The 26,155-nt window shown below is 45.2% G+C and carries 22 protein-coding genes; 6 read left to right on the top strand and 16 right to left on the bottom strand.

Annotated elements, in window-relative coordinates; all coding sequences use genetic code 11:
* The first annotated feature begins 178 nt into the window (after window positions 1-178).
* Window positions 179-988, top strand: coding sequence for a Cof-type HAD-IIB family hydrolase (locus tag R7F64_RS18095; protein ID WP_017821691.1), 810 nt, complete (start codon window positions 179-181; stop codon window positions 986-988).
* 160 nt (window positions 989-1,148) lie between these two features.
* On the opposite strand, the gene R7F64_RS18090 is transcribed toward R7F64_RS18095, so the two are convergent.
* The 10 genes from R7F64_RS18090 to R7F64_RS18045 form a co-directional block, all read right to left on the bottom strand.
* Window positions 1,149-2,594, bottom strand: a complete 1,446-nt coding sequence (locus R7F64_RS18090; protein ID WP_042523745.1) for a bifunctional NUDIX hydrolase/phosphatase PAP2 family protein — start codon at window positions 2,592-2,594, stop codon at window positions 1,149-1,151.
* A 385-nt stretch (window positions 2,595-2,979) separates the two neighbouring features.
* Window positions 2,980-4,311 carry a trypsin-like serine protease gene (locus R7F64_RS18085; RefSeq protein ID WP_042523747.1) on the bottom strand — a complete coding sequence of 444 codons (1,332 nt, stop codon included), beginning with the start codon at window positions 4,309-4,311 and terminating at the stop codon, window positions 2,980-2,982.
* Window positions 4,312-4,502: 191 nt separating this feature from the next.
* The gene (locus tag R7F64_RS18080; protein WP_005377290.1) at window positions 4,503-4,982 is read right to left on the bottom strand and encodes a GNAT family N-acetyltransferase; all 480 of its coding nucleotides are present in this window, start codon (window positions 4,980-4,982) and stop codon (window positions 4,503-4,505) included.
* A gap of 189 nt (window positions 4,983-5,171) precedes the next feature.
* Complete coding sequence (locus R7F64_RS18075; protein WP_054866169.1) at window positions 5,172-7,049, bottom strand: propionyl-CoA synthetase; 1,878 nt, start codon at window positions 7,047-7,049, stop codon at window positions 5,172-5,174.
* A 77-nt stretch (window positions 7,050-7,126) separates the two neighbouring features.
* The gene (gene prpF, locus R7F64_RS18070) at window positions 7,127-8,323 is read right to left on the bottom strand and encodes a 2-methylaconitate cis-trans isomerase PrpF (RefSeq protein ID WP_318071957.1); all 1,197 of its coding nucleotides are present in this window, start codon (window positions 8,321-8,323) and stop codon (window positions 7,127-7,129) included.
* 9 nt (window positions 8,324-8,332) lie between these two features.
* Window positions 8,333-10,924, bottom strand: a complete 2,592-nt coding sequence (gene acnD, locus R7F64_RS18065; RefSeq protein ID WP_136976232.1) for a Fe/S-dependent 2-methylisocitrate dehydratase AcnD — start codon at window positions 10,922-10,924, stop codon at window positions 8,333-8,335.
* A 156-nt stretch (window positions 10,925-11,080) separates the two neighbouring features.
* Window positions 11,081-12,223 (bottom strand): 2-methylcitrate synthase, encoded by a 1,143-nt coding sequence (gene prpC / locus R7F64_RS18060; protein ID WP_005377283.1) that lies wholly within the window; start codon window positions 12,221-12,223, stop codon window positions 11,081-11,083.
* Between the two features lie 131 nt (window positions 12,224-12,354).
* Entirely contained in the window at window positions 12,355-13,251 is an 897-nt protein-coding gene (gene prpB, locus R7F64_RS18055; protein ID WP_005388185.1) for a methylisocitrate lyase, read from the bottom strand.
* 12 nt (window positions 13,252-13,263) lie between these two features.
* A complete protein-coding gene (locus tag R7F64_RS18050; protein ID WP_005377279.1) occupies window positions 13,264-13,977 on the bottom strand; it encodes a GntR family transcriptional regulator in 714 nt (237 codons plus the stop codon).
* A 264-nt stretch (window positions 13,978-14,241) separates the two neighbouring features.
* A complete protein-coding gene (locus R7F64_RS18045; RefSeq protein ID WP_017633774.1) occupies window positions 14,242-14,640 on the bottom strand; it encodes a GFA family protein in 399 nt (132 codons plus the stop codon).
* 265 nt (window positions 14,641-14,905) lie between these two features.
* Between R7F64_RS18045 and R7F64_RS18040 the strand changes: the two genes are divergently transcribed.
* The 5 genes from R7F64_RS18040 to R7F64_RS18020 all read left to right on the top strand — a co-directional run bounded on the left by R7F64_RS18040 (window position 14,906) and on the right by R7F64_RS18020 (window position 19,803).
* Complete coding sequence (locus R7F64_RS18040; protein WP_005388181.1) at window positions 14,906-15,877, top strand: tripartite tricarboxylate transporter substrate binding protein; 972 nt, start codon at window positions 14,906-14,908, stop codon at window positions 15,875-15,877.
* A 238-nt stretch (window positions 15,878-16,115) separates the two neighbouring features.
* Window positions 16,116-16,610 (top strand): tripartite tricarboxylate transporter TctB family protein, encoded by a 495-nt coding sequence (locus tag R7F64_RS18035; RefSeq protein ID WP_005388179.1) that lies wholly within the window; start codon window positions 16,116-16,118, stop codon window positions 16,608-16,610.
* 19 nt (window positions 16,611-16,629) lie between these two features.
* Entirely contained in the window at window positions 16,630-18,156 is a 1,527-nt protein-coding gene (locus R7F64_RS18030; protein WP_005388177.1) for a tripartite tricarboxylate transporter permease, read from the top strand.
* Between the two features lie 279 nt (window positions 18,157-18,435).
* Window positions 18,436-18,951, top strand: coding sequence for an adenylate kinase (locus R7F64_RS18025; protein WP_054728525.1), 516 nt, complete (start codon window positions 18,436-18,438; stop codon window positions 18,949-18,951).
* Between the two features lie 81 nt (window positions 18,952-19,032).
* Window positions 19,033-19,803: a sulfite exporter TauE/SafE family protein gene (locus R7F64_RS18020; RefSeq protein ID WP_047102688.1), complete on the top strand. Its 771-nt coding sequence runs from the start codon at window positions 19,033-19,035 to the stop codon at window positions 19,801-19,803.
* A gap of 293 nt (window positions 19,804-20,096) precedes the next feature.
* On the opposite strand, the gene R7F64_RS18015 is transcribed toward R7F64_RS18020, so the two are convergent.
* The 6 genes from R7F64_RS18015 to R7F64_RS17990 form a co-directional block, all read right to left on the bottom strand.
* Window positions 20,097-21,068: a TAXI family TRAP transporter solute-binding subunit gene (locus R7F64_RS18015; RefSeq protein WP_318071956.1), complete on the bottom strand. Its 972-nt coding sequence runs from the start codon at window positions 21,066-21,068 to the stop codon at window positions 20,097-20,099.
* A gap of 205 nt (window positions 21,069-21,273) precedes the next feature.
* Window positions 21,274-22,278: a type III secretion system translocon subunit VopD gene (gene vopD, locus R7F64_RS18010; RefSeq protein WP_005377262.1), complete on the bottom strand. Its 1,005-nt coding sequence runs from the start codon at window positions 22,276-22,278 to the stop codon at window positions 21,274-21,276.
* Window positions 22,279-22,288: 10 nt separating this feature from the next.
* Window positions 22,289-23,488 carry a type III secretion system translocon subunit VopB gene (gene vopB / locus R7F64_RS18005; protein ID WP_318071955.1) on the bottom strand — a complete coding sequence of 400 codons (1,200 nt, stop codon included), beginning with the start codon at window positions 23,486-23,488 and terminating at the stop codon, window positions 22,289-22,291.
* Between the two features lie 7 nt (window positions 23,489-23,495).
* Window positions 23,496-23,981 (bottom strand): SycD/LcrH family type III secretion system chaperone VcrH, encoded by a 486-nt coding sequence (vcrH, locus tag R7F64_RS18000; protein ID WP_005377258.1) that lies wholly within the window; start codon window positions 23,979-23,981, stop codon window positions 23,496-23,498.
* A 12-nt stretch (window positions 23,982-23,993) separates the two neighbouring features.
* On the bottom strand, window positions 23,994-25,817 hold the full coding sequence (locus tag R7F64_RS17995) for a virulence-associated V antigen (RefSeq protein WP_318071954.1): 1,824 nt from the start codon (window positions 25,815-25,817) through the stop codon (window positions 23,994-23,996).
* A 10-nt stretch (window positions 25,818-25,827) separates the two neighbouring features.
* Complete coding sequence (locus R7F64_RS17990; protein ID WP_005377254.1) at window positions 25,828-26,112, bottom strand: LcrG family type III secretion system chaperone; 285 nt, start codon at window positions 26,110-26,112, stop codon at window positions 25,828-25,830.
* Window positions 26,113-26,155: the final 43 nt, after the last annotated feature.

The following is a 26,155-nucleotide window of genomic DNA, read 5'->3' as shown; positions in this document are numbered from 1 at the left end:
TAACATTTCGAGGCGAAGACCATAATGGACACGCGTGTCTAGGTCAATTTAAACCAAAAATTAATTGTTAAAATAGACCATTTTGTAGTTTCATAGCGTAATGAATATAGGTTTCTGGTTAACGTTAAACCAAGCCTTATTCACTGACAGCTCCCAAAAAACTTTAAGGTAAGAAATGATGTATAAACTGATCGCACTAGATATGGATGGCACGCTACTCAATAGTGATAAAGCCATTTCTGAAGAAAACAAACAAGCGATCGCAAAAGCTCGAGAAGCAGGCGTTACTGTCGTTCTCGCTTCTGGTCGCCCATTAGAAGGAATGCAAGACAAGCTCGACGAACTGAATATCCATTCCGATCGAGATTTTGTTCTTTACTACAACGGTTCGATGGTCAAGAACGTAGGCACAAACGACATCATCCACCAGCAAATCATAGATGGTAAAGCTGCAAAATTGGTGGCGCGAAAAGCCGAAGAGCTAGGTGCGTACGTCCATGCTTTTAGTCAAGTTCATGGTTTAATCACCAACGAACACAACCCTTACACCGATATTGAAGCAAAGATAAATGGCTTAAATGTCACCGAGATGAACTTCGAATCACTAGAAGACGATCATCCAATCATCAAAGCTATGATGGTTGCAGAGCCAAGCAAACTAACAGAAGTTATAGCAGCACTGCCAGCTGAAATGCGCGAAGCGTTTACGGTTGTTCAAAGCGCTCCGTTTTTCCTTGAGTTTCTTAACCCTGCGAGCAACAAAGGTATTGGTGTTGCCGCAATTGCCGAGTATCTGGGAATTAAACCGGAAGAAGTTATCTGTATGGGTGACGCAGAAAATGACCACCACATGCTGAAATACGCTGGCCTTGGTATCGCGATGGCAAATGCAATGGAAGAAACCAAGCAAATCGCTGACTACATTACGGCAAGTAATGATGAGCACGGTGTCGCTAAAGCTATAGAAAAGTTCGTGCTCAATGCATAGCCCTTTCCGCCATGTCTGTTGCGTTAAGCTTCTTACGTTTAACATCCCTAGCCGTCCAAGATAGGCAAGCGGCGTTGTTCGTGGACTAAACGTGTAAAAGCCTTGCTGTAATGCAAGGCTTTGTTTTTACTTAAATACTAATAGATAACAAATACAGCCATCAATCTAGCAACGTTTTGCTCGGTTGGTTTTCACAAGTCAGCTTCCTTGCAAGCAGCATAAATAACAACATTAATAATGGATAATGTAACGTCGACAAGACTAATGACCACAAACCGCTAAACGATACGATATTAGCCGAGTACAAATAGAGTTGATCAACAAGCAACAATGCCAGCGTCACAAAGATCATCTGCCGAGTATCTAAATGTGCTTTCGACTCTTTAAATGTCATGACCAACGCTGATGCAGTGATTAAAATTGCTAGCCAGCGACCAAACACAGGTAATGGCCAGATGACGGAGATGACCGCTGTTGCCGCAGTCATAATTAACCAGACGCCTTTTGAGCTTAGAACTTGATCAACGTTCACATCTTGATTTGTTTCCAGTCGAAGAACATGCCAAGCCACCAAGCTGCCTAACAGCGCGCCAAATAACATATCTAAAATAAAGGCACTGCCGAGGAAAAACTTACCTAACACCACAGTAAGAGTGATGAACACGAAGACTGCCGTTGTTCCATTCAAACCAAAATACTGGGTTCTATGAAACAAGAACGTCAGCACACAAAACCACACAGCGATAGGCAAGCTAGGAAAACTAAAGCCAAAGCTGTGCGTTAACTCCATCATTGGTATATAGACATGTGGGCGCGGTAGCGAAAAGCCTTGTTGAGCGACAAGCACCATAAGCGACGTTGTACTAATTGCGAAAAAGAGTCGGTACACAAACCGGCTACCAAAGCGCATCATGGCAAAAGGAAATAGAAAGAGTAGTACCGTCGGTTCTATCAGATCTATAACGAGTTTCGAGATCTGACTAGCTACCTCGTAACTCGTTTCTGACAACGCCCCTACCCAACTCTGTAAATCTATCAGCCACGCCAATTCAACCTGACGAAATGAAGGCGCGGATTCGATCAACTGAGTCACATAAGATACTGATTGCTTGGTAGCTTGATCAAAAAACTGAGTGGCTTGTGGCCATTGCTCAGGATAACGATATAAAGATGATGGTAATTCAGATGGGCTAAGCAACATCGCTGACGCAACTTCTACTCCATAATGAGGGGCAAACCAAATAGGCAGTTCATTTCCACCTAAAGAATTATTCATAGAAAAAGCGATAATGTCAGAGTCTGATATACAGTCGTAAAAAACCGCAGTGTCCGTTCTGCCAAGCTCCTCTCCAACCGTAACCACTATACCGGTTTCTTCCCACGTTTCTCGTTGAGCAGCAACTTGTGGAGACTCACCATCAATAATGGTTCCGCCAGGTAGAGAAATCTTATCCGTTAATACTTCATGAACTAGCACTAACTTGTCATCAGCGCGAACAATACAGAGCGCTCCTTTAACTTCGCTCGCAGTGGCTTTAGCCGTAGAAATCGGTGAAACAGGTAACAAAATAAAACAAAGGATGAGTAATAACAGCTGTCTCAACACAAAATATGACCTTAAATAAACATAATGATAACCAATGAATCATGGCAGTTAATCTTATCTTTTTCGACAAAAATTAAGTAACGAGTTATGCCAAACTGAGTTGATCGCGTAAAACCTGATCTCAACGCTCACTGGAGAATAATTTAATGCAAACCTGACAAAAATCAGACAAAACATAAAATGTTGATCGCAATTCTGCCAGTTATATAAAGATAACGTCAGGACAAAGTCATACACATTTTGTGGGTTCTCATAGTTGACACAATAAAAAAGGGCTTATTATTCGCAAACAATAAACCCCAGTTATGGTAACTATGTACTGATCGTTGAAACCAAGAATGAATCTTATCTCATGGTCAACGAATCAAATTCACTGGCCCGATCGTTAGTTAGACGTGCAATTCGCATCGCCGACTTTTTGCCAAACACCCCAAGGCCCTGAGTCTGCTGGATTATCACCTTGAGTCCACCACTGCGCTTGCCAAACTTTACCATTCCAAGTAACCGTATCTCCTTTGAGATACACTAAGCTGGCTTGCCATACAGTTTTACAGCTATCTGTGGGAGGCGTTGTCACCGTTTTCGCTTGAGCGGATACTAACGCTTGGTATTGTGTGCTGGTCTTATCAACGTTGAAGTTCAAAGCCACTCTTGCTTCTCCGCTCTGAGTAGCACCAAATTCAACATCAACACGACAACTTGCATTCATTGCTAACGTCGCCTGAGAGCACTGATCATTGGCAATAACAGCTGCATCAGTAACACCCGAAGCAAACGCGCGAACATTTTCCACAGTGAACGTGGTGTTCCCTGAATTCTGGATAACAAAGCTATGTTGCTGTAACTCCCCAACATTAAATGATGCCAGTGTCTGTTCGGTGGTGTATCCAACAGAAACATTTTCTTTTGGTGGTGTTGCTGTTCCGATAACACCATCGACAAAATTGCGCATAGCAGCGATATCGCTATAAACCCCATACATACCAGGACGAGCACAACCTATTCCCCAACTGACCACACCAAGTTGAGTAATTACACCACTGCGATTAATAACGATTGGACCACCACTATCTCCCTGACAAGAATCTATCCCACCTTGAGGAATACCCGCACAGAATGACACTTCTCCAACCGTTGTGTAGTTGCCACCGGCTTGACGGCAAGTCATATCCGACACAAGTGGGACGTCAACCTCCTGCAATCGAGACGGAGAGCTTCCTCCTTCAGAAGTTCGCCCTAAGCCAGCAACACTAAGCCAATCTCCGATGCTCGCGTATTGCGTTAGACTACCATTCGCAATCTCAACTGAAGAAACACCTTGAGGCACAGAGTCGAGCTTCAATACCGCGAGGTCATGAGAAAGCGTCGCGCGGCGATATGCCGGGTGCATATGGATCTCACTGACGTTTGCACGAACACCATCACTACCGTTATAAACAACGCCACCGATTTTAACCGCAATCTGACTCGGAGAATCACCCTCAACACAATGTGCAGCAGTCAGGACGTAACCATTCCCGATATAACTGGCCCCACAATACGATCGGTTACCATAACGACTAACAATTTGGGTGTAGAATTTCCAGTCACGTGGGTCGGCAGTTACTCCGCCTACGATCTGGGGTTGGATAGTGTGATTTTGCGTCTGAGACAAATCATCAGCACTTGCGAACATTGGCAAAACGGCTAAAGCAAGTAACGATTTTGTTAGTTTCAAAATATTGTCCTCTTGTTTTTGTAAGCACGATCCTCGTGCTACTAATAAACAAGCAGACAAAAACGCCGATACCAATGTGGGTGCATATCAATTTGTTAACATTGCGAGCAACTTATAGAGAAAAGTCTATTGACGAACTGAATGATTTCAATTCGATAGAACCTAAATCACAATATTAAAGTTAAATACGATTATTCGTTCAGCGGTTTTCTTAAATAGTGGATATGATGTGCAAATCCTTGTTTTTCATACAAAGATATTGCGCCCTGGTTAAAATGCCATACTTCAACAAACATCTGTTTTGCACCGTAATCAGAGAACGTTGACTCAATTTTATTAATCAATGCCTGCGCCGTACCTTGTTTTCGATATTCAGGCAGCACATAGAGCTCATCCACACTTCCCATCATAACTGGCTGGCTGACGGTAGAAATAAGTTCACAGAAGTGACCAGAGATAAAGCCAATAATTTCATCTCCTTGTTTTGCTACGTAAACAAGGCACTCAGGGTCGTCAATATATCGAGCAATGCTTTTTTCTTGTTCTATCTCCTCTGCCGTTTTGAAAAGCTCAGGAGATTGAAGATGATGCTCATCATGAAGCTCGAACATAAGATCGTTGAGCAACTCTAGGTCGCTAAAACACGCAGGTTTAATCGCAAACGTGGTCATACAAAGGGTCACTAAAAATGGAATGGCTGTAGTTTGTGAGGAAAACGTCGTATTGGCAAGTCACAAATGCTTTCACGATACGTTTGTACTGTTTGAACAACAAAAAGGCCCCTGCACTTAATAAACGTACAGAGGCAGAACCAACCAACAGAGTTCGAGGATCAGGGGTTAGTTAGAATTGAGTTTTTCTCAGCGTCGTAGCACTCGCTCAATTTCGTTCAAGCTACTTGGGTCATCAATCGTTGACGGAACGGTGTATTTTTCACCATCAGCTATTTGACGTATAGTTCGACGCAAAATTTTACCTGAACGTGTTTTCGGTAAACGGTCTACAACCAACGCATGCTTGAAGCAAGCAACTGCACCTATCTCACTACGCACTTTGCCAACAAGCTCACCTTCAAGGTCTAGCTCATCCACTTTGACGCCGTCTTTTAGTACCACAAAGCCAAGTGGAAGCTGACCTTTTAGATCATCGTGGATACCAACCACCGCACATTCTGCAATCGCTGGGTGGCCTCCTACTATTTCTTCCATTTCACCTGTCGACAATCGGTGTCCCGCGACATTAATCACGTCATCAATACGTCCCATAATAAACAGGTAACCGTCTTCATCCAGATAGCCACCATCACCTGACACGTAGTAGCCTGGGAACTGGCTAAGATAACCAGTTTCAAAACGGTCATGATTACGCCAAACCGTTGGCAGACAACTTGGTGGTAGCGGACGTTTTAATGCGACAAAGCCTTGTTGGTTAGGCCCGACAGCCTCTCCAAGTTCATTCAGAATTTCGACCTGATAACCCGGAATGGGCTTCGTCGAAGAACCAGCTTTAACTGGCATCATTTCGACACCTGTCGGGTTGCCAGCGATGGCCCAGCCCGTCTCGGTTTGCCACCAGTGGTCAATAACGGGCTTGTCCGCTTTGCTCTGAACCCACTCCAGTGTCGGAGGGTCAAGGCGTTCTCCCGCCATAAAGATGGTTTTCAGATTCGACAAGTCGTACTGTTTTAAGTGCTCGCCTTCCGGATCCTCTTTCTTAATCGCACGAAACGCCGTTGGTGCAGAGAACAACGCATCTACTTTATATTCATCACACACTCGCCAAAATGCGCCAGGATCCGGTGTTCGAACAGGCTTGCCTTCGAATAGGATAGTAGTGCAACCGTGAATCAGTGGAGCGTAAACAATGTAAGAGTGCCCTACTACCCAGCCCACATCAGATGCCGCCCAAAAGACGCCATCTTGAGGAATGTTATAGATTGCGCTCATGGAGTACTTCATCGCGACAGCATGGCCACCGTTATCACGCACAACGCCTTTCGGCTTACCTGTCGTGCCCGATGTATAAAGTATGTAGAGCGGATCGGTTGCTAACACCGGAACACAACCATGTGGCAGCGCTTGTTTGTACTCTCGCTGCCAATCTAAGTCTCTTTCTTGGTTTAGCTCAGCGTCGCACTCTGGACGTTGGAAAACAAACACTTTCTCAGGCTTCCAACGGCTGTCCATAATGGCTTTGTCTACCATTGGTTTGTATGGAATGACTTTGTTGATCTCAATCCCGCACGACGCCGTCATGATCACTTTCGGCTCTGCATCTTCAATTCGTACAGCAAGCTCATTAGGTGCAAAACCACCGAATACTACGGAATGAATCGCCCCCAAACGCGCGCAGGCAAGCATCGCCATTGCGGCTTCTGGGATCATCGGCATATAAATAACGACTCGGTCGCCTTTTTCAACACCTTGAGCAGACAGCATGCCAGCAATTTTTGCTACTTGGTCACGTAGATCGCTATAGGTGTACGTGGCTTTACGACCTGTCACTGGCGAGTCATAAATGAGTGCAGTATTATCACCGCGTCCTTGCTCGCAATGGTAATCTAATGCTAACCAGCACGTATTCATTACACCATCTGGAAACCAACGTTCTATGCCGTTTTCATCAGATTTCAAGATAGTTTTAGGAGATTCAAACCAATCGAGATTCTCCGCTTGAGCGCGCCAAAAACTCTCCGGTTCATTCTTCGCCCATAAGTATTCTTTTTCGTATGAAGACATATTGCTTCCTCCAGTATGTCCTGACATTGCTCTCGTTCTACTCAAAGATCGCTCTTTTAATCCAAAGATCGTCTCTTTTAATCGAAGACATAGAAGGGTACACGCACAAATCCCTCCATCAGTATTCTCGCACTTCGGCTCATAATGGCTTTTTGCACCACCCAGCCCTGCTCAGTTTGCTTCGCTTGTGCCCCAACTTTTAACGTTCCTGACGGGTGACCAAAAGTCACGGACTCTTTTTCACCGCCACCAGCGGCTAAATTCACTAACGTTCCGGGCACACACGCAGCAGAAGCAATAGCAACGGCTGCTGTTCCCATCATTGCATGATGTAGCTTGCCCATCGACAGCGCGCGAACGAGCACATCAATATCCGACTCATTAACGGCTTTACCACTTGAAGACAGGTAACTTTTCGGTTTAGAAACAAACGCTATTTTCGGCGTATGTTGGCGTGTTTGAGCTTCTTCTAAATCAGAAATCAGGCCCATTTTTAACGCGCCATATGCACGGATGGATTCGAACATCGCTAATGCTGTGTCATCGTTGTTGATATCGTCTTGCAGCTCGGTGCCCTGATATCCTATCGATTCAGCATCAATAAAAATGGTTGGTATGCCCGCGTTAATAAAGGTCGCGTTGAACGTACCCACATCCGGCACCACCAAATCATCAACTAAGTTACCCGTTGGGAACATACTTCCTTCGCCATCGGAAGGATCAACAAAATCCACTTGAATTTCTGCCGCTGGAAACGTGACACCATCGAGTTCAAACTCTCCGGTTTCTTGGACGAAACCATTGACGATTGGCACGTGAATCAAAATCGTTTTGCTTATGTTCACTTGCCAAACACGCACCGTCACAATTCCATTTTCTGGAATGCGGTCTTGTGGAATCAGCCCAGCATGAATGGCGAAGGGACCAACTGCCGCAGACAAGTTGCCGCAGTTACCACTCCAATCGACGAATGGTTTGTCGATCGACACTTGTCCAAACAAATAGTCAACGTCATGACCGTCTTGGCTACTGCGCGAAACAATCACTGTTTTACTGGTGCTGGAGGTTGCACCACCCATACCGTCGATTTGCTTCGCGTAAGGATCCGGGCTGCCGATAACACGTAACAACAGCTTGTCACGTGCGGCTCCAGCCACTTGCGCTTCTTGAGGTAAATCCTCTAGGTTGAAAAAGACACCTTTACTCGTGCCGCCACGCATGTACGTCGCGGGCACTTTTATTTGGCTTGTTTGATTCGGAGTATTATTTGACATACGCACTCCTTATTGTGCCAAGAAATCTTGCGCGAAACGCTGCAGAACACCGCCCGCGTTGTACACGTGAACTTCGTCAGCGGTATCTAAGCGACAGGTGACCGGAACATCGACTTTCTCACCATTGCTACGTGTAATAACCAAGGCTAAATCTGCACCCGGCTTGATTTCACCAACCACGTCATACAGTTCAGTACCATCCAGTTCTAATGTATTGCGATTAACACCCGGCTTAAATTGCAGTGGTAACACGCCCATGCCAACCAAGTTAGTTCGGTGAATACGCTCAAAGCCTTCTGCAACGATTGCTTCTACACCAGCCAATCGAACGCCTTTTGCTGCCCAGTCACGAGATGAACCCTGACCATAGTCAGCACCTGCAACAACAATCAGTGGTTGCTTGCGGTTCATGTAGGTCTCAATCGCTTCCCACATGCGTACAACCTGACCTTCCGGCTCGATTCGCGCCAGAGAACCCTGAACCACTTCACCGTTCTCTTTCACCATTTCGTTAAATAGTTTCGGGTTAGCAAAGGTCGCGCGTTGCGCCGTTAAGTGGTCACCACGGTGAGTCGCGTAAGAGTTGAAATCTTCTTCTGGCACACCCATTTTCGCTAAGTATTCACCTGCTGCGCTGCTTGCGAGAATCGCGTTGGATGGTGATAAGTGATCAGTGGTGATGTTGTCGCCCAGAATCGCCAATGGACGCATACCAGACAATGTTCTTTCTCCCGCTAGCGCACCTTCCCAGTACGGTGGTCGGCGGATATAGGTACTCATCGGACGCCAGTCGTACAGCGGGTTGGGATTTTGCTCTTGATCATTCAGCTTAAACATCTGAATGTAAACTTGCTTAAACTGCTCTGGTTTAACATGAGTACCGACAACTGCATCGATCTCTTCATCGCTTGGCCACAAATCATTGAGATAAATTGGTTTGCCGTTTTGGTCCGTGCCAAGCGCATCGCGCTCGATATCAAAACGAATGGTACCGGCTAGTGCATAAGCGACAACCAATGGTGGTGAAGCCAAGAAAGCTTGTTTGGCGTACGGATGGATTCGACCATCAAAGTTACGGTTACCAGAAAGCACCGCTGTTGCATATAAATCACGGTCGATGATCTCTTGTTGGATTTTTGGATCCAGCGCACCACTCATACCGTTACAAGTTGTACATGCGTAACCAACAATGCCAAAGCCAAGCTTCTCTAGCTCTGGTAATAAGCCCGCTTCTTCCAGATACAAGCGTGCAACTTTAGAACCCGGAGCAAAAGACGATTTCACCCAAGGTTTACGTACAAGACCAAGTTCGTTGGCTTTCTTCGCGACAAGGCCAGCAGCAACCACGTTTCTTGGGTTACTGGTATTCGTACATGAGGTAATAGCAGCGATGATCACTGCACCATCTGGCAACTCGCCTTCTTTCTCTTCCCACGCTCCAGAAATACCGCGCTGTGCCAACTCAGAAGTTGGTAAACGACGATGAGGGTTTGACGGACCAGCCAAGTTACGGCTAACTGATGATAAATCGAACTCAAGTACGCGCTCGTAAACGGCGCTATCAAGATCGTCTGCCCAAAGACCGGTTTGTTTTGCGTAATTTTCTACTAGAGCAACTTGTTCTTCATCTCGACCAGTTAGTTTCAAGTAATTGATGGTCTGCTCATCAATATAAAACATGCCAGCTGTTGCGCCGTATTCTGGTGTCATGTTTGAAATCGTTGCGCGGTCTCCGATCGTTAGATCACGTGCGCCTTCTCCGAAGAATTCAAGATATGAAGATACCACACGCTCATTACGCAGAAACTCAGTAATCGCGAGGACAATATCCGTTGCGGTAATGCCCGGTTGACGTTTACCCGTCAGTTTGACACCGACAATATCTGGTAGACGCATCATTGATGGTCGGCCAAGCATGACGGTTTCTGCTTCCAGACCACCGACACCTATCGCAATAACACCAAGAGCGTCTACGTGAGGCGTGTGACTGTCCGTACCCACACAGGTGTCTGGGTAGGCAATGCCCTGCTTTGCTTGTACCACAGGAGACATTTTTTCCAAGTTGATTTGGTGCATGATGCCATTCCCAGCTGGAATCACGCTGACGTTTTCAAACGCTGTTTTACACCACTCAATAAAGTGGAATCGGTCTTCATTACGGCGCTCTTCAATCGCGCGGTTTTTGTCGAAGGCATCAGGGTCAAAGCCCGCATGTTCAACCGCTAAAGAGTGGTCAACGATCAATTGTGTCTCAACCACTGGGTTCACTTTTGCAGGATCACCGCCCTGATCTGAAATGGCATCGCGCAGACCCGCTAAATCGACTAGAGCGGTCTGACCAAGAATGTCATGACAAACAACGCGTGCTGGATACCAAGGAAAATCAAGATCGCGTTTGCGTTCAATTAACTGTTTCAGGCTATCTGTCAATGTGTTCGGGTCACAGCGGCGGACCAGTTGCTCAGCTAGCACGCGAGAGGTATAAGGGAGTGTTTCATAGGCTCCAGGAGAAATGGCATTGACGGCTTCGCGTGCATCAAAATAATCCAGTTGAGTTCCCGGAAGCGGCTTACGATATTGAGTATTAATATTTGTGTTCATGGTTTGCTTCCATTCAGTCTTTACATCTTGCCTTCATCAAGGTTTTCCATTGCTCCAGAAACACAGTGATGAGAGGATCTCCTTCCTCTGTTAGAGAGAATGACAAAGGAAGGAGGTGGTCAACCAAAGCATATAATGCCCTCGTTGACCTTCGCGCTAGCGATTCTCGATAGGCACCCATTCTTGATGATCTGGGCCCGTATAATCGGCACTTGGGCGAATAATACGGTTATTGGCACGCTGTTCATAAACGTGTGCAGCCCAGCCCGTTAAACGACTCATCACAAAGATTGGGGTAAATAGTTTGGTTGGAATGTCCATGAAGTGGTAAGCCGATGCATGGAAGAAGTCCGCATTACAGAACAGACCTTTCTCTCGCTTCATCACTGATTCAACACGCTCAGAAACCGCATATAGATGTGTATCACCAACTTGTTTCGATAGCTCTTTGGACCATCGTTTTATTAAGGCGTTGCGAGGGTCACTTTCACGATAAATCGCATGACCAAAGCCCATGATCTTGTCTTTATTGGCTAGCATTTTCATGATGTTCGCTTCCGCCTCGTCGGGCGTTTGCCAATCTTCAATCATTTCCATCGCCGCTTCGTTCGCACCTCCGTGAAGTGGCCCACGAAGCGTACCGATTGCCGCCGTGATACAAGAATGAATGTCTGACAACGTTGATGCACAAACGCGTGCTGCGAATGTAGAAGCATTAAACTCATGTTCAGCATAAAGAATGAGCGAGCAATGCATCACTTGTTTGTGCAGCGCAGATGGCGCTTTGTCTGTAAGTAATCGCAAGAAGTAACCACCGATGCAATCTTCAGTCTGATCCTCGGTGTTGATACGCACGCCATCATGACTAAAGCGGTACCAGTAACAGATGATGGCAGGGAACAAGGCTAGCATACGTTCGGTTGCTTTCAGTTGCTCCTCGAAGCTCATTTCCTGCTCTAGGTTACCCAATACAGAACAACCCGTGCGCATTACGTCCATTGGGTGTGCGCTTGCAGGAATCAACTCTAAAGCTTGTTTTAGCTCGGCTGGCAAACCTCTAAGGCTGAGTAGGTGTGTTTTGTACGCATCAAGTTCTTGTTGATTCGGCAAGTGACCGCGTAACAGAAGGTGAGCCACTTCTTCAAACTGTGCGTTGTTCGCAAGATCAGTAATATCGTATCCACGATAAGTTAAACCAGTTCCCGTTTTTCCGACAGTACATAAAGCTGTGCTTCCTGCGCTTTGACCACGAAGGCCTGCGCCACCTAATTCTGCTTTCTTTTCTGCAGTTTGAGACATTGTTTGAACTCCTTTTCTGTCTGACTTTTCCCTCTCTGGGGTGTTTTTAGCCAAACGAATTTCACGTTATTAGATGAGATAAATTCCGATTATCTTTTTCTTGGGCTTCCGTCTATTTTTGCTTTTCCCCGCTATTTCCCTTCAGAGAATAACTGGTCAAGTTTGTCTTCATAGTCGTGGTAATTCAGGTGCTGATACAACTCTTTACGTGTTTGCATCGAATCAACCAGTGCTTCCTGATTACCCACTTCTAGCAAATGTTTGTAGACCGTTTCAGCAGCTTTGTTCATGGCACGGAACGCACTTAATGGATAAAGCACCATGTCCACTTTTGCTTTCGCTAGCTCATCGCAGCCATACAGCGGTGTCGCGCCAAACTCTGTAATATTCGCCAGAATAGGAACGTGCTTTCCGGTCGCTTGCTCAAGCGCATTTGAAAACTGAAGGTACTGGTCCAGCTTGTTCATCGCTTCGGGGAAGATCATGTCTGCGCCAGCTTCCACACACGCAATCGCACGCTCGATTGCGCTGTCCATGCCTTCAACAGCTAGCGCATCAGTACGAGCCATAATCACGAAACTTTCATCATTGCGTGCATCAACCGCGGCTTTTACACGATCAACCATCTCTTGCTGGCTGACTATTGCTTTGTTCGGACGATGACCACAACGTTTCTGTGCAACTTGGTCTTCCATGTGCACCGCTGCCGCGCCTGCTTTTTCCATCGCTTTGATCGTGCGAGCAATGTTAAATGCACCGCCAAAACCCGTGTCGATATCAACCAAAAGAGGCAAATCACATGCGTTAGTGATGCGGTCAACGTCAACCAAAACGTCGTTTAATGTTGTGATACCGAGATCCGGCAATCCGTATGACGCATTTGCGATACCGCCACCAGACAAGTAAATCGCTTGGTGACCCAAGTTTTTTGCCATCATGGCGCAATACGGGTTTATAGTGCCGACAATTTGTAGTGGATTATTTTGTTCAATGGCGAGTCTGAATTTCGCTCCCGGTGTTAAGCTCATGACGAATTCCTTCTAGTCTTTGTCTAAACTTTCTGTATGTATAATTTGAGATTGGATGAGCTTTCGACTTCCTGATATGTGTCTTCTCATCAACATTTCTGCAAGCTCTTCATCGCGATTGCGAATGGCTTCCAAAATGAATTTGTGTTCGGTGAGTGCCTCATTCGGGCGAGATTGTGCACGTGGCGACTGGTAACGATACATCCGTAATAAGTGATAGAGTTCATCACACAGCAGAGATATTAACTTACTGTTTCTGCTCGCTTGGATGATGCGATAGTGAAAATCAAAGTCACCATGTTGATGGAAGTAAGACGCGCCTTCCATTTGGTCTATATGCTTGGAATGTGTCGACAATAGCATTTCCAAGCTTAAGAGCTCTTCTTGCGTAATGTGTCGCGCAGCTAACCTTGCCGCCATGCCTTCCAATGCTTCTCGAACGGCATAAAGTTCTATCAGCTTTTCCGGAGAAAAAGTGGTCACTCTAGCCCCAACATGAGGAATTCGCTCGATGAGCCCTAGCCCCTCTAAGCGCATCAATGCTTCACGCAAAGGCCCACGACTGACTTGATATTTCTTTGCTAGCTCAGGCTCTGATATCTTATGGCCAGGCTTCACGTCGCCATTAACAATGACTTCAATGAGTGTTTCGGTCAGCGTTTCGGATTTGGTGTGTTCTTTCTCAGAACCCAGCACTTTATAACGAGCTTTCAACTCAGAGTTCATATTCAGATACTCTTGTTACCGACATCGAAATGTCTACAATTTTTTAACCTGAATATAAAGTAGTCGATCAAAGTGTCGACAATCAAGTAAATTGTCGACAATTTAGACTAAGGTCGTAATTTAAATGGGCCTAAAATGCCTATTAAGTGCCGTTTTTAGCAGGAATAAAGAATGGGGAACTCATATTGTCGACAACTTATAAACCTTTAAGCTTATGATCTAAAAACTAAAAGCTCAGCTGTCGAACAATAATCGGATAAAAAACTATTCTTTAGGTACAAATTGATCAAAGACTTGTTGCGAAGTCATCTTTTGTGAAGCGGAATTGAGGTCATAATAAGCTGGCTTTTCATCGGTAAAAATCTCTAAAGTGAGTTTGAAATCTGGGTTATCGAACAAACCAGCGGAAAGAATGTACTCACCTGTCGGCAACAAATGGTAGAAAAGGTTTGTGCCACACTCACCGCAAAACCCCCTCACTCCCCAGTCTGACGACTGATAACGTTTAGGTTCGCCACCTTTAAACGTCACGTTAGGCCCACAATGCACCGCATGAAGTGCGCCACTCGACCATTTTCGACACATCGAGCAATGGCACAGGCTAACCTCATTTTTAACCTCAGCGATGACTTCAATTGCCCCGCACAAACACGTCCCTTTCATTCTCTTTTCCTCGTTCATTTCCGTCATTTTATTATGGCCTACCAAAGCGTAAAGCCGCGTGACCTAACACCAACTTCTCGCCGTGCACTTTATGAACAAAATAACCGAAATGCTCAATATTCTCTTTATATCTCTTTTACAGACAGATATTTAACACTTAATTAACCTTTACACCAAGTTCAGCTTTAACGCTTACAAGGCATGACAACTGAGCAAAAACAATAAGGCTCAACTAAATAGAGTCGCTAACATAAGGAACGTGAACATGTTAAAGGTACTCAAACCAACGCTCGCCGCTTCAATCATCGCAGCTTCATTTTCATTCAACGCTCTTGCTGCAGATATTGAAAAAATGCACTTTCTTATCCCTGGAGGTGCCGGTGGCGGTTGGGACATGACCGCCCGAGGTACTGGTGATGTATTAATAAAGTCAGACATCGTCGAAACCGTATCATTTCAAAACCTATCTGGTGGTGGCGGTGGCAAAGCAATCGCACATTTGATTGAAACGGCTGATCGTCAAGAAGATACACTCATGGTGAACTCAACACCGATCGTCGTTCGCTCGCTCAGTGGGATCTTCCCACAATCTTTCCGCGACTTGACTCCTGTTGCCGCAACGGTTGCCGATTATGGCGCCATTGTTACATCAGCCGATTCTCCTTATAGCTCTTGGGAAGATGTCGTTAAAGCTTTTAAAGAAAACCCACGTAAGGTGAAGGTTGCTGGTGGCTCTGCTCGTGGTTCTATGGATCATTTGGTTATAGCAGCAGCTTTCAAAGGTGAAGGTTTTGATGCGCGTAAAGTTCGTTACATTGCCTATGATGCAGGTGGAAAAGCCATGGCAGCCCTACTTTCAGGCGAAACACAACTGCTCTCTACAGGGCTAGGTGAAGTACTCGAAATGTCTAAGTCTGGGCAAGTGAAAGTGTTAGCGATTACAGCACCAAAACGTTTAGAAGCTGCGCCTAACATTCCAACTCTCACCGAATATGGTAATGAAACTGTCTTTGCTAACTGGCGTGGATTCTTTGCAGCACCAGGCACAAGCCAAGAAAAGCTAGATGAATGGAATGCCGCATTTACTAAAATGTATAACACCGACGAATGGCAAGTCGTTCGAGACCGCAATGGTTGGATCGACAACTATAAAGCGGATAAAGCATTCTTCGCGTTTCTTGAAGATCAAGAGCAGCAGATGGGTGACTTAATGCGCGAGTTAGGCTTCCTGAAGTAACAATCGAATTGGGGTCCCTCAGATACCAACCTCAATGAATAACGTAGGTTGGTATTTCCCCATTGTATTTGTACTCTAAGTTTCACCGCATATGGACATTGTCGACAATCGACATGCACACTCCTTTGTTTATATACCCAAAGCGGCTCGACTAGCAGCGAAATGCTTAATTGTTAATGGTTTAGTTTATTCATTGACGTCCATATGCGGTCTTTTTTACTTTTGTTAGGAGTTGAATATGCCTCGTTCAACCAACTTTTTCACCAAAGAGTATTTGCTCTGTCGTGACCGCGTCGGCGCAATGATCTTTCTACTTTTCTGTCTTTGCTACGGTTATCAAACCTCACAAATTCCATTGTTTCCAGGTGATGAGTATGAACCATTCACCGCACGTACTCTGCCAACCATCCTGACTTACGTTGGTGTCGGCCTTTCTTTGCTATTGCTGGTGACAGGACAACCAGATAAACAAAGTGGCGCAGTGCTGACCTTCAATTGGAAGTTACTGATTGCCTTTTTAATTTTAATGGCGCTCTACGGCGTGGGCCTGACTTATCTAGGTTTTGTGATAGCTACTGGCTTCTTTTTATTGGCTGGCTTTTATCTGCTCGGGGAAAGACGTAAACCCGTTCTGTTTGGCGCGTCGTTTCCATTCGTGATCGCGTTCTACTTATTACTCACTCAAGGTTTGGACATCTATCTCGAACCGGGTTTGATTTTCACCATCTGGTAGTCAAAGAAAGGACTGAATTATGTTAGATGGAATTCTACAAGGTTTATCCACCGCAGTAATGCCAATGAACATTATGATGGTGATCGTTGGTTGCTTCGTCGGTACATTTATCGGCATGTTACCTGGACTTGGGCCGATCTCAGCCATTGCTTTGATGATCCCAATTACTTATGGCCTAGAGCCCTCCTCTGGCCTTATTTTAATGGCGGGTGTTTATTACGGTGCGGTATTTGGTGGTTCTACATCGTCGATTTTAATCAACGCGCCGGGTTGTTCTTCAACCGTGGTCACAGCATTCGACGGCTACCCAATGGCTCAAAAAGGCCAGGCAGGTAAAGCATTAGCTTTGGCAGCTTATTCGTCTTTCACTGGCGGTACGCTATCTGCCATTATGTTGCTTGTTGCCGCACCAGCATTGGCTAGCGTCTCCCTTAGCTTCCAATCGTCGGACTATTTTGCGTTGATGCTACTTGGGTTATCAGCAGTCGCGGCTTTTGCGGGGAAAGGTCAGGTAATCAAAGCGTGGATGATGACCATTCTTGGTTTGATGCTATCTACAGTTGGAATCGATAAAGGCGTAGGCGTTGAACGCTTTACCTTCGGTTTAACGGATTTAATGGATGGCTTTAGCTTCTTGTTGCTTGCAATGGCGACATTCGCACTGGGTGAGACACTGATGGGCATCCTTAAACCATCAAAAGACACCAGCGATGAAGAACAAGAAAAGCTGAGCAACATTGGCTCAATGAAAGTGACCAAGGAAGAAATCAAAGATGTTGCGCCTGTTTCAATTCGCTCTTCAATATTAGGTTTCTTCACTGGCGTTCTTCCTGGCGCAGGGGCAACCATTGCTGCTTTTTTAAGCTATGGTATGGAGCGCAACCTCGCACCTAAAGAGAAAAAGGATGAGTTCGGTAAAGGCAGTATCCGTGGTTTGGTTGCGCCAGAGTCTGCGAACAATGCAGCATCTAGTGGTTCATTTGTACCGCTATTAACGCTTGGTATTCCGGGCTCTGGTACAACAGCAATAATGCTCGGTGCGCTGATCGCTTATGGTATTCAACCTGGCCCTCGCCTATTTGTTGAACACCCAGATGTGTTCTGGTCAGTGATCATTTCCATGTACTTCGGCAACATCGTACTTGTGATCCTGAACTTACCATTGATTCCGTACATTTCAAAGCTTTTGGCGGTTCCAAGAACGGTGCTTCTACCGATGATTTTATTCTTCTCAATCACCGGGGTTTATTTGGTCTCTTTTAACACTATGGATGTGTTCGTGATGCTGATTGTGGCTATGGCTGCCATTGCACTTCGGCTCGCTAACTTCCCGCTCGCACCTTTATTGCTGGGCTTCATCCTTGGAGGATTAATGGAAGAGAACTTACGCCGCGCATTAATGATTTCAGATGGAGAACTGAGTTTCCTATGGGAGCGTCCTATTACCCTTACCTTTACTGTTTTAGCTGTATTGGTATTGGCAAGTCCACTAATCGTAAAGCTGATTCAAAAGTTTAAAGCACAGCCAGTCAGCGTTGAGCAGTAATCGCTGTCTCTTTCAACCTAGATAAAGCCATCCATCGTGATGGCTTTATCTTCCGCCCTCCAAATCGTTCGCTTATTGTGCAGATGGTATTGACAAATCACTGTCGTTATATGAAGGTGATTGTATGAACACACACTTAGCGCAACTTAACCAACGAATTATCATCATTCCATAGGAATGGTGGGATTTTTTGATGCGCTCAGTATTTATCGAACCCACCCATAGCGGTGGGTTTTCTGTCTCTACCGTATGGGAAAAGCTCTCTTGGAGGCGGTCACAATGCAAAAAATAGCAGTTTTTGGTAAACCCGGCAGTGGAAAATCGACGGTAAGTAAAGCAATCGCGTCTGCTACCGGTCTTCCTCTTCATCAATTAGATTCAATAGTCTATAAACCAAACGGTGATCCCGTCGAGCGTAACGTTTTTGATGAAGCCCATAGCAATATACTAAGCTCAGATCGTTGGATTATAGATGGCCTTGGACCGATCAGCTCTTTCAACGCTCGTTTAGATGCAGCCGATACTCTCATTTATATTGATCTACCATACTCCGTAAGCTATTGGTTTGTGACGAAACGTCTCCTTAAAGGACTATTCATAAAACCTGAAGGTTGGCCTGATGGTAGTTCGGTACTGAAAGGAACGTTACAAAGCTACAAAGTTCTTCAGCAATGCCCCGCATTCTGGAATGATGACTTTATGTATCGCCTCGAAGGGTACTCTCAAAGTAAAGCCGTTCATGTCATCAAAAACGTTACAGAACTGAACAATTTTGTTTTAGAGCGGGTAAAGTAAACCTCATATCAGAACATTAGAGCATGTAGGTTAGATCATCTGAAGCTCTAACAATAAAAAAGAACATAACAAGGATTGTTTATGCTTTTAGAACTCTCACTTTTATTCATTGCTGGCGTAATTGGTGGGATCATTAACTCCATAGCGGGAGGCGGAAGCTTTATTACTTTTCCGGCTCTATTGGCAGTTGGTGTTCCTCCTATTATGGCTAACGCAACAAACACATATGCTTCATGTGCGGGTTACATTAGTGGAGCCGTCGGGTTCAGAGAAGAGATCATGAAGAACAAGCATGAACTGCTGTTCACAGTCTCATTCAGTTTAGTCGGCGGCGCTGTCGGAGCATATCTGTTGCTCAACACGCCAGAATCGCTATTTATGGAAGCCATCCCTTGGTTACTCTTATTTGCCACCGTGCTTTTTCTCACCGGTTCTCGTTTAACAATGCTAATCAAAACTGTCGCGAAAGAGCACAAACATGCTGGCATACTCGGAGCAATCGCGTTGGGTTTACTACTTGTTGGTGTCTCTGCTTACGGTGGTTTTTTCAACGCAGGTTTAGGGGTTATTGTTCTGAGTTATCTGGTAGTAGCTGGTCACCAAGACATTAATTTAATGAACGGTTTGAAATTGCTCGTATCTACGTGTGTTTCACTCATTGCTATCGTGATTTTTGTTGCCAATGGCTCCATTGATTGGCACACAGGTAGTGTTGTTTTGGTCGGTACGTTGGTAGGTGGGTATCTTGCAGCTCGTGTATCTCGTCAACTGAATCCCAATCATGTTAAAGGGTTTGTTGCTCTTTCTTCTATTCTCATCACTATCTACTTTTTCATTGATGTTTATGTTTAAGCAAAACTTGTACAAGTGGATAACACTCCTACAAAAACACCAGCGCGAAAGATTAATGCAGATAGCTTAACGATTTTTTGTGTCACTCCAGCGAGGTTAGGAATCTAATAGCACTACACTGAGCGGCCAATGAAACCATTTTGATCACAAAGTGCTCGGATGGAAGATCCTGTATCACGCTCCTTCGTCGCTGTACAGGATGACGAGAGATAGAAATATGCCACTCGCAGTTAAACGAGTGGCATTGATCGAGAAAGATGGCGTTTTACATCAATAATAAGAGAAAGTAACGCTTACTTAATCAGCCCTACTTCTTTGTAGTATTTGAGCGCACCTGGGTGAAGAGGCGCAGATAAACCGTCTTTTACCATTTCCTCTTTCTTCAAGTTTGCAAACGCTGGGTGGAGACGGCGGAAATCATCGAAGTTTTCAAATACCGCTTTAACCACGTTATAAACCACATCTTCTGGTACAGCAGTAGAGGAAACAAACGTCGCGCCCACACCAAAGGTTTGAACATCACTATCTGTGCCACGATACATACCACCCGGGACATTTGCGACACGATAGAAGCTGTTGTCTGCAACCAGTTTTTCTACATTAGGTCCAGCTACCGTTACGATATTACTATCACACGACGTAGTGGCTTCTTTAATCGCTCCACTTGGGTGACCAACGGTATAAATCATCGCATCAATTTTGTTATCACAAAGTGCTTTTGATTGCTCTGCTGCTTTTAACTCAGAGACAAGCTTAAAGTCGTCGTTACTCCAACCATACTGGTTCATTAGCACTTCCATAGTACCTCGCTGACCAGAACCAGGATTACCAATGTTGACGCGCTTACCTTTCAAGTCATCAAAAGTTTTGATGTTCGCGTCTTTACGTGCAACGACAGTAAACGGTTCTGGATGAACGGAGAATACGGCGCGCAGCTCTTTAAAAGGCCCGCTTTCTTCAAACTTACTGGTTCCTTTGTAAGCATGATACTGCCAGTCTGATTGCGCGATACCGAGGTCCAATTCACCAGCACGAATAGTGTTGATGTTATAAATCGATCCCCCAGTACTTTCTACCGAACAACGGATACCGTGATCTTCTCGCGATTTGTTAACCAAGCGACAAATAGCGCCACCAGTCGGATAATAAACCCCTGTTACTCCACCGGTACCAATCGTGACAAACGTTTCCTCCGCAGACGCAGAAAAGCCTGTTGTGAGTGCAGCCAAAGAAGCCGCAAGTGCGATTTGCTTAATCTTAAACATTGAACATCCCTTTTACTTGTGTTGATGACCGTTTAAGTATAGCAATCGTTAACAATTTGATAACGTTTGAGTTCTCATCCTTGGAGGTTGATTTATAGATATATACTTTTTTATCAACTTAACCTACTGATAAATAGCATTTAGACTTGAATTCCATAAAAAAAGCGTTGTATAAACAACGCTTTGTAGTTAGTGAAACGGATGGTTACACCGTTGGGACTGATGCTCGCCACGCTTGGTTCTGGCTATCTGAGATAGATCGGAACAAGTCACGTAGCTCTTTCAATAAACCTTCTTGGAAACCAATGTTTTCATCGGCTTTCTGTTTGGCTGCTTGTGCGCGAGTCGCTTGTACTTCATCATCTTTGCTGCGCGCTTGCGCTTTGGTTTGCTCTACATTCGATGCTGAGTTTGCCATCTGGCCCAAAGCTTGAAGAATCGCGTTCTTCGCTTGGTTTGAGCTCATCAACTTATCGAACTTACGGCCACCACTTGTCAGCTGCGCTGTCGTGTCTGCGATATTGTCTTTCGCTAGTGAGTGCGCACGCTTAACCTGATCTTGCTGAGTTTTAGACAAGCTATTGTTATTTAATAACTCTTCTGCTTGATCGAAGCCAGCTTTTTGCGTTTTCAGTACATTATTGCTCGCCATTTCATTCTTGATTTCTTTCCCTGCTTTGAAAGAACCAAGGGCACCAATAATTGCGGTAGCTCCCGCTAATACACCCGAAACGACTGCCATCGCGATCATTGCGCTTGCCGAGTTGTTGAGTTCTGCCGCTTGGCTTTCTAAACTCGCGACGTTTGCTTCAACAGCAATTTCACGTTGTAGCACTTGCTGCTCACGGCTCAGCTTTGATACTTGATACAACAATGTTAATAGCGTCAACGATTGTGATACCGCATCTGATGGTGACTTGATCACCTCCTCACCGTTAAGCGCTTTCATCGTTGTGCTCATTAATGAGCTCACCGTCGGTGCAAGAGCGCTCATTAGGTTTGCAACAACTTGAGCTTGGTTACTCACTGTAGGAGCTTTAGGTGTCTCTAACTGGTAGCGTGCTGCACCAGAAACACCTGACTCACTTTGGCTTTTAACGGCGCCCGCTTCAAGCTTTGTTTCCGGCGCTTTTTCTGCTTTGTTGGTTTTTATGGTATCGCCTAAACCGTATAGTTCACCACGACCCGTTCCGCCTACTTTATCTAGCATAATAAACTCCTTATACCGTTGCAGGACGGCTTAACACCGTTTGCATAGTTTCACTTTTCGCTTGAATCATTTGCATGATGAGGCTCATCAACTCTTGGAAGTCTTCCATCAACTTACCAATCTCTTCTTTGAGCTTATCAATGACAGCCTGGCTTAACGTCATTTTGGCTCGAAGGTCTGTGATATCAGCCTGAATCTCTGTCACGTGAGCATTGTTAGCAGCGTGGACACTGTCCGTTGCGCCTTTACCCACGTTGACGGCGAGATCAACGGTTTCTGCGCCATAACGAATCGCTTTCGCTGTTGTTGTCGCAGCTTTTGTGCCCATATCCGCCACTTTCGCCATGTTTGCAGCGGCTTTCGTAGCGATTTCCGTGACCTTTTGAGCTACCTTACCAGCACCTTTCGCTGCAAGTTTCGCGATACCGCCAGCTGCTGCACCACCAAACGTCACAACAGCTCCGATAACCGCGACGGCGATTTCTAATGCCATTACGACTTTGTTTAACACATCGACATTTACGCCCGCTTCTTTTAGCGCATCTTGAACGGCTGGCTCTTGCAACGCCATGCTCACTGCTCCCATGACGCCACCAGCGATCATAAGTGCACCGGCTGCTGCACCAACACCCGTTGCCACCATTACGGCACCAACAACAATAGAAACCACCGCACTGATCCAACCAAAGATCTTCGCTGCTAAGCCTGATTTTTGGGCTTCTTTTGCAGCGGCTTCCGATTCTTTGATTTTGTCTTGGTTTTCCACCATCTCTTTTTCGTGCTTAGCTTTTGCGACCTTCACTTCCTGAATTTTCAGCTCGTTTTGAGCACTTTTCAGTTTATCCGTGATAGCAGCAAGCTCTACTTCAAAATCATCAGCAGATCCTGCGATGATTTTGACGGCAATCGAACCTGTTTGGTCTGCAACTGCATGGAGAGATTTTGCAATGGTATCGACGATCTTTTGCAGCTGTGCCATGGCTTTTAGCGTCAAATCATTCACTTTGTCACTAACAGCTGCGTTAGGTGCATCTAACTGAACTTTTACTTTTCCGGAGTTCAGTACATCTGCATCTTTACTCTTCACGTTTTCTACCGTCACAGAAGGCGTCGCTGTAGACACCGTTTTCTGCACGTTATCTAACGTGGCTTGGCCAGATTCAGGGCTATAAACCTGTGTCTGGATGCGGTCAAGTGCAATAGAACTCATAGTCTAATTACTCCTTTTTATTTCTCACCGCTTCTAACATGATGCCTGCACGCTCATGCAAATCTGCATATTGTGATTTTCCGGCAGACATCTCCTTCGCGCTATAAAACCCACTCTCTGCTTCTGTCAGTTGTTCCAGTTTCAGGTGACATTCAGCAGAGTGAAAAGGTGGGCGTGGATCATTTACGTCCACTAGCGCTGCGTAGCTGTAGGCGTCTATTGCCTGCAGATACTCACCCAACTCCTGACGAGCCGCGCCAAGGCCAATGAAAAATCGCGCCTGATAATGATCAAGCATGCTGAGTAATTGAAATACTTTCGCTGCTTGCTCAATCTTTCCCGATTGGAAAAAGTTGTAACCTACGGCATAAATATGTTCGATGGTGTCCTGAGACACATCGTGCAACATTTTTAGCGTGCCTCCCTCTTCCAAAAAAGACAGCAGTTCTTCTGCTTGCATTTGAGATGGATCGGTCGCGTTTGTTTTAGTCATGGTTGGTTATCCTTAAATGGCTCGTAGGATTTCTTGTAAAATACTGTGGTACTTCTGAACAAACTTGTTCATCGCTTCAACGGTCGAGTTGTATTGAGAACTGGTGTCGTTCAGCTCAGTGGTTTTGATTTGCACTTCATCGTTAAGCAACTTGGATTTAGCACTGACAGAACTAGAAAAATTAGACAGTTTTTTAGACTTCTCTTCGTCTTGGTACGACGCACCATCACCGATAGTAATACCTTGTGTTTGAAGGAAGTCTCGATGGTTTGTTATCTTATTATCCGTCAAATACTTGTACTCAGGTGAAGCTTCAAAATCCGTTTGATTACTGTAGTTAAAGTCACTCGCTTTGAAGTTACTTTCTGGATATCCCGGTTTATAAACCCCATCAACACTTTGCGTAGAGTGAATTTTTGATTGCACAACACCAAAAACTTTAAGCTGTATTGTGAGATCCTCTAATGCCTCTTTCTGGTCATTACGTTTCTCTAAACGGTTAACACGACGCTCATTTAGTGCAAGCAGCACTTGCTCATCAAAACGGTCTCCAATGCTGGACTCAACAACGGCCAACAAATCACGAGCCGTTAGAGAGTGCTCTGCTCTCACCTCGCGATCCGCTTTCTCTTTGTCGGTGATATTGAGTAGACGCTCTTTCAATGCTCCTAAGTTCTTGCGCAATGCCTCGTATCGCTCAGTAAATGAAGCCCCGGTAGATTCACCTTTTACTATTTTTTCAAACTGTAATCGGATATCTCGTTCGGTGTTTTCTTTGATCAAATTAACTTGAGCTGCCGTTATTTGTGTTTTTTGGACATCGGCTATCGCGCTGTCCTGGTAAAAGTCGTCGATTTCTATATTTGTTAAACTCACCGCGAAGTTGGCGAACAGACTAGAAAGGGTCAAAGGCTCAGTTCCACCAATGACAGTATTAAGTGCTGCTTTTAGATTGTTCGTTCCACTCGCCTCACCATAAGCTGCGCTATATTGGCCTTTCACTTGAGCGGCCATTTCATCTAACGCTTCTTTAAGCTGCTGTTTAGAAATACCAGGAGTCCAGGTAATTCTGCTAGCTAGCGCACTTGCGTCATCGGTGCTTAAAGTAATACCGATGCCTTGAAAACTACTTTTTAATTGAGCTGAGACTTGAAGAGCGAAACACTCTTTAGTCAACAGAAAATCCGAGCTCTTCAGTTGCGCGAGATTAGCGGAACCTAAGCTACTAAAGGCATTGCGAAGAAAAGAAATAGAAGCATCTCTCACTTCACGGGAGCCCATTTGATTAGCAAGCTCTGCAACAAAAAGAGAAATTTCTTTGGTGGCATTAGCCAGACCTGTCTCGGAGAGGTTGGCGATCTGCTCCGCTTGGTTACTCTGAGTGCCCAGATTAAATTGACTAACAAACTCAGTAGACAACGAGCTATCTACGTTTTCCGTCAGTAACTTACTAAACCGAGACTGAAACTGATTTGATAGCGTTTGGTTTGTTTGAGCATTAAACTCGGCTGCGGTTAATTCGCCATCTGAGTTAGCACTTTGTAGCGACTTTATCCAAACAGATGCGGTGTCGGTCAATGATATACCAGCAAACGCGTTATTTTTCGCTTTTAGGTTTTCAAGCGTATCAACATAAAGCGCGATGCTTTGTGATTCCGTTTGTCCCGAGATAGTTGGCAATGAAGAGATTATCGAGGCAAGTTGCTGAGTCTCTGCTTCACCCAGTACAGGGGTAAATGCCTCTATCAAGTTTTGTTGGAAAGTGGGTAATGGTGCACTACTCGCAGCTGTGTCTGTTGCTCCTGTCGTAGAGCCAGTCGTTTTCATATTCGTCATTTCCAAACCTCTAAATCATCATGCCGCGCATCACTGTGGGACGCTTTCTGCGTTTACCTGACGTACCTTGTAGCTGAGTTTGTTGCTGCCGGCGGCGCTGGACTTCGTCTATTAGCTCTTGCTCTGCACGTTTCATGGTATCTACTGGCGCTTTTATGCCGCCAAGTAAAACATCCCCCGCAACAGGACCAACACCTAAGCCTTCCAATAGCTCGTTAAAAATATCGGTTCTGTCTTCAGCTTTTCTAATGGCAAGCTCAGCGTTCTCAATCGCATCGGTAAACGGTTGCTTCATCTTGATTCCTATCTTAAAGCGGGTCATCTCATCGGTGCTGTCA

The organism is Vibrio sp. Vb1980, from assembly GCF_033338615.1.
GTDB classification, from domain to species: Bacteria; Pseudomonadota; Gammaproteobacteria; order Enterobacterales; family Vibrionaceae; genus Vibrio; species Vibrio alginolyticus.
This window is presented reverse-complemented; position numbering and strand designations above follow the sequence as displayed.